The organism is Protofrankia sp. CiT1 (genome assembly GCF_917627335.1).
Taxonomy (GTDB): Bacteria; Actinomycetota; Actinomycetes; order Frankiales; family Frankiaceae; genus Protofrankia.
Map to the genome: position 1 here is coordinate 1 of NZ_CAKJTP010000213.1, position 5,306 is coordinate 5,306.

Annotated in this window: 2 protein-coding genes and 2 pseudogenes; 1 reads left to right on the forward strand and 3 read right to left on the reverse strand. The window is 68.6% G+C overall.

All coding sequences use genetic code 11. The annotated features are described in order from the left end of the window. Positions 1–1,480: pseudogene (locus MJ785_RS20095) on the forward strand (apoptotic protease-activating factor 1 like protein); the annotation flags it as partial. A gap of 173 nt (positions 1,481–1,653) precedes the next feature. Here MJ785_RS20095 and MJ785_RS20100 read toward each other — a convergent pair. The 3 genes and pseudogenes from MJ785_RS20100 to MJ785_RS20115 form a co-directional block, all read right to left on the reverse strand. Continuing rightward, on the reverse strand, positions 1,654–3,189 hold the full coding sequence (locus MJ785_RS20100; protein WP_370653002.1) for an ATP-binding protein: 1,536 nt from the start codon (positions 3,187–3,189) through the stop codon (positions 1,654–1,656). A 196-nt stretch (positions 3,190–3,385) separates the two neighbouring features. Next, positions 3,386–4,756, reverse strand: a pseudogene (locus MJ785_RS20105) (permease prefix domain 1-containing protein). Next, on the reverse strand, positions 4,753–5,127 hold the full coding sequence (locus tag MJ785_RS20115; RefSeq protein ID WP_239313589.1) for a PadR family transcriptional regulator: 375 nt from the start codon (positions 5,125–5,127) through the stop codon (positions 4,753–4,755). The pseudogene MJ785_RS20105 and the gene MJ785_RS20115 overlap by 4 nt, the downstream one beginning before the upstream one ends. Between the last annotated feature and the right edge of the window lie 179 nt (positions 5,128–5,306).

The following is a 5,306-nucleotide window of genomic DNA, read 5'->3' on the forward strand; positions in this document are numbered from 1 at the left end:
GCCTCATCTGCCTTCTGAGCTGCTTGCTCAGGCTTTGAGTGCTGCTATCACCATCGACCACCCGGAGGCTCGGGCGCAGGTGTTGACGAGGTTGGCATCTCATCTGCCTTCTGAGCTGCTCGTTCAGGCTTTGAGTGCCGCTGCCGCTATCGACGATCCGTACGCTCGGGCGCAGGTGTTGATCGGATTGGCACCCTACCTGCCTCCTGGCCTGCTCGTTCAGGCTCTGAGTGCCGCTGCCGCCATCGGCTGGCCGTACGCCCGGGTGCGGGCGTTGATCGGGTTGGCACCTCATCTGCCTTCTGACCTGCTCGTTCAGGCTTTGAGTGCCGCCATCACCATCGACTGGCCGGACACCCGGGTGCGGGTGTTGACCAGGCTGGCACCGTACCTGCCCCCTGACCAGCGTGGGCCGCTCCTCACCCAGGCTCTGACCGCAGCCACCACTATCGACTGGCCGGAGGCCCGGGTGCGGGTGTTGACCGGGTTGGCACCGTACCTGCCCTCTGACCAGCGTGGGCCGGTCCTCGCCCAGGCTTTGACCGCAGCCACCACCATCCACCGGCCGGACGCCCGGGCGCAGGCGTTGACCAGGCTGGCACCGTACCTGCCTCCCGACCTCCTCGCCCAGGCTCTGAGCGCCGCCACCGCTGTCGACCGCCCGGAGGCTCGGGCGCGGGCGTTGACCAGGCTGGCACCGTACCTGCCTCCCGACCAGCGCGCTCAGGCTCTGAGTGCCGCCACCGCTGTCGACCGCCCGGAGGCTCGGGCGCGGGCGTTGACCAGGCTGGCACCGTACCTGCCTCCCGACCTCCTCGCTCAGGCTTTGAGTGCCGCCACCGCTATTGACTGTCGGGAGGCCCGGGTGCGGGCGCTGACCGGGCTGGCACCTCACCTGCCTCCTGACCAGCGTGGATCGGTCCTCGCTCAGGCTCTGAGTGCCGCCACCGCTATTGACTGTCGGGAGGCTCGGGTGCGGGTGTTGACCGGGCTGGCACCGTATCTGCCTCCCGATCAGCTCGCTCAGGCTTTGAGTGCCGCCACCGCTATTGACTGCCGGGAGGCTCGGGTGCGGGTGTTGACCGGGCTGGCACCGTACCTGCCTCCCGATCAGCTCGCTCAGGCTTTGAGTGCCGCCACCGCTATTGACTGTCGGGAGGCCCAGGCGCGGGTGTTGGCTGGGCTGGCGCCGTATCTGCCTCCTGACCAGCGCGGGCCGGTTCTCGTCCAGGCTTTGACTGTCGCCACCGCCATCGACTGGCCGGCTGCCCGGGCGCGGGTGTTGGCCGAGTTGGTACCTCACCTGCCTCTTGACCAGCGTGGATCGGTCCTCGCCCAGGCTCTGACCGCCGCATCGTTAGCAGGACGGGATGCCGTGATCGATGTTCTTCCAGCCGTCCTTTCGATCGAGGAAGGGCGCGACCTGCTCGCAGCCGCGGTCGTCTCGTCGCTGCTGCGTGTGCAGCGCTGGTGGCCCTGAAATAAGTGATCGGCGACCGGGAAACGTAGCGTGCAAGCCTCGCCGTTCAGGGCGGGGCTAAGAGCGACGCGTTGTCATCGGCCGACGCCCAACACAGGGCGCCTCCCTCCGCAGCCTCGCGATCCATCCGCCCAGACGCCGTTCGCTGATCGAACGCCCTATTGCCGGAGCCTCTAACGCATTGGTGCTGGCCGCTGTGTCGCCGCTTCCTGATCGAACGACGACTTCCGAAACACGCCGTAGAGCTGGTCAAGGGTGATGGCCGCGATGCGGTTGGCTGCGGTGCGATCGGCTGTGGCGGCGGTGACGGACGGGTCGAAGCCAGCGCCGCTGTAGCAGGTCAGAGTGGTGTCACGGGTGTCGTAGCCGCGGGCGGCGAGCAGGTCGCGAGCGCGGCGGAGCCGGTCGACGTGGCGGGAGCCCATGATGTCGCCCCATTTCGCCTCGCCGAGAGACAGGATGCGGCGGGGCTCGCCGGGCACCGGTGGAGCCAGCACGGCCACGTCGATCTGGATCTGGGTCCTGCGCTCGGGGTCGGAAACCACACCGGCGCCGATCTCGCCGGGAAACTCGCCGAACAGGTCGGGCGGGGCGAAGGCCGCGTGGTCACGACAGAGCTGCTCGAAATGGGGGCCGAGGACCTGCGCGGAGAAGCGAGGGCGGGCGTCACGCCAGACCGCGGCGGCCCGGCCACTTTCCAGGAACCCCCAGCGGGGCCTCATGACGACCTGGTAGAAGACGATCAACGGCTCGGCGATCCGGTACACCGCCCGGCCCTGGCGGAACAGGTCCTCCTCCCTGCGCAGCAGCCCACAGTCCTCCAGGACGCTCAGGTGGTGGGAGATGTCGGTGGCCTTCCGGCCGACGTAGCTCGCGATGCCGCCGCGGGTGTTGGAACCGCCGGCGACAGCGGCGAGCACCGAGTGGTACATCGCCGAATCGCGGACGCCGGCCTCCTCGTCGAGCAGGTAGCGGGCCTCCCGGAACAGCGGGCTGCCCGGGTTGAGGACCGTGCGCAACACCCAGTCGTCGAAGTCGCCGGGACCGGCGGGGACGTCGTCGTTGACGAACCTGCGGTAGGCCGGGGTGCCGCCGACGACGGCGTGCTGCGCGACCGCCAGCCGCGGATCCGTGATGCCCCAGAACTGAGCCGCCAAAGGGTAGTCGAACGGGTGGACCACGACTTCCAGGTTCGCCCGGCCGCGCAGCGGCGCGCTGCCGGCCAGCAGTCGGCCCATCACCGACAGCGCCGAGCCGCACAGCAACAGTGACAGTCCCGGCTCGCCCCGCTGCGCCGCCGACGCGGCGCGGTCGAGCTCTCGCTGCAGGATCGACGGCAGCGCCGGTGACACCGCGCTCAGGTAGGGAAACTCGTCGATCACCACCGGGCCTGGAAGGGCCGCACCAACCGAGAACAGGTACCGAACGGCCTCGTCCCAGGTTGCGAACCGCGGCGGCGTCGGCAGCCGGGTCGCCTCCGCGAGCGCCTCGGCGAACAGCGCCCGTGACTCGGTCCCGGTCGCCTCGGTGGCGCCGAAATAGAGCCCACCGGTCTGGCGGGCCAGCTCCTCCAGCAGGAACGTCTTGCCCTGCCGCCGCCGCCCGCTGACCACCCCCAGCTGCGCGGGCCCGCCCACCCGGGCCGCGAAGCGCACCAGGTGGCCCCACTCGAAGTCGCGGTCGAACACATGCGCGGGCTTCTCGATCACATCCGTCACCGTCGTTCGCCGGAGAAATAGAACTGTACTTCTAAGAACTGTACTTCTAAGAGTGCCCGGCAGGAGGGATGTGGATCAAAGGGCGGGGCTGGGGTGCGCGTGTCACGAGGCTGCGGAGGGAGCCACCGCAGGCGTGGGCTGGGCGGTGGGTGGCGGCCCAGCTGGCAGGCGCCACCTGCCGGGCGGGTCAGGCGTAGCTGAACAGCGGCGGGAAGACGAGGGTCGCGATCCAGGCCCAGGCGGCGTAGACGGGCAGGTAGCCGGTCTGCCAGCGTTCGAGCGTCGTGAACGGGACGCGTCGACGCACGAGCCCCAGCAACAGCCACGCTGACCAGACGAGGTTGCCGAGCAGGATGACGTTCTCGCCGAGGGCCGCGGCCTTGTTGGGTGTGGTGCCGTATTCGGTGATGCGCCCGGTGACAGCCAGAAGTACCAGCACGTCGATGGCCAACGCGCTTACCACGAGGGCGAGCTGCAGTTTGTCGAACAGATCGGGTGGGGCCAGTGGGTCGCGGGCTGAGATCGAGTAGAGGAGCAACCCCAGCACGATGACCAGGAGCAGGTCGAACAGGATCAGCGCTTGGCGTTCGACGTCGATGCCGTTGCTGGTCCAGCCGACGGCGATGAGGAAGGCGAGCAGGACCGCTGTGAACAGCGGAGTGAACAGCCGGGTGAGCACCGGAGCGATGTTCTCGACGACGCTTTGCTTGGCCTCGACGAGCCATCCGGCCACGACGACCCCGGCCGCCGCGCCGCATGGAAGGAGCCATTGCGCGATGAACTCCTGCGGAACGATCCCGATGGCCTTGAACGCGCCGGTCGTGAATGCGGTGAGTACACCGCCACCGAGAGCCATGAGGACGAAGTAGATGAACCATTCACCGGTGAAGCGGATGAAATCCATGCGTCGACGGGACGACCCCCAGCCGTCGGCCATGTAGGCCAGGCCCACCACGAGCCACAGGGCGATGGGCAGGTGGATGCTGGTGATGATCAGCGACTGCGACCTGTCCGCCAGGGGGTAGGCGTTGGCCGCCACGGCGCCGAGCGCGAACAGCGCCACCAGCATCCCGATCAGTGAGCGTCGGGCCTGCCGGCGCCAGGCGAGGAAACCCGCGAGCCAGGGCAGCACGAGCAGGCCGACGTTCGGCCCGTAGAACTAGGCTGACGCGCCGCTGTCCAGATTCACCCCGAACAGCTCCGGCGCCTTGATGGACAGTGCGGCACCCGCCGCGCAGAAGGCCATCACCCTCAGGTCCCGCCGCGACCGCGCGTCCGCGGCTGGGCTTGCGGTCAGGACCAGCTGCTTCCACAGCCGTTCGGAGTGCTCCCGGGCAAACTCACGGGCCAGGTCGTCGAGGCTGCCCATCCGTTTGACCGCGATCAGGAACGCCTCATCCGCGTTCAGGCCGGCCTCGACGAGCTCGTCCACGCAGCCACGGAGATGGTCTTCGAGCTCGTCGGCGTCGGGCGGTCGCATCTCCCGGCGACGCCCCACGTACTGGCGCCACTGCGCGAGCTGCGCTTCAAGCTCCTCCTGTCCCTCCCGCGCCGTCATGCCCGGCCCTCCAGCGGGATCGCCGTCAGCGTCCCGCGGTCACCAGGACCCAGCCAGATTCCCTTGAGCGCGTCCATGACCGTGGCCCACTGACGGCGCTGCTCGGCCAGCTCGGCCAGGCCCGCCTCGGTGAGCCGGTAGTACTTGCGCCGTCGCTCGCCCGTCACCGACTGCCAGCTGGACTCCACGCATCCGAGGCGTTCCAGCCGGTGCAGCAACGGGTAGAGCAGGCCCTCCGTCCAGTCCAGCTCACCAGCTGACAACTCGTTGATCCGTTTGAGGATCGCGTAGCCATAGCTCTCCTCCTCGGCCAGGATGCCGAGCACCAACGGCGTCGCCGAGGCGGCCACCAGATCCTTGCCGACTTTCACCAAGCCTCACCCCGTTCGATACCCTGGAAGTACGATGCATAGTACTGCTAGGTATAGAAGGCGCGATGACTGGTACGGCGTTTCGGGCGGGAGCGGTCATTGCACTCACCGCGAGCACCCTCGCGGGCAGGCACCTCGCGTTGGTGTCGTCGGTCGCTACCCAGACGCTGACCAGGGAC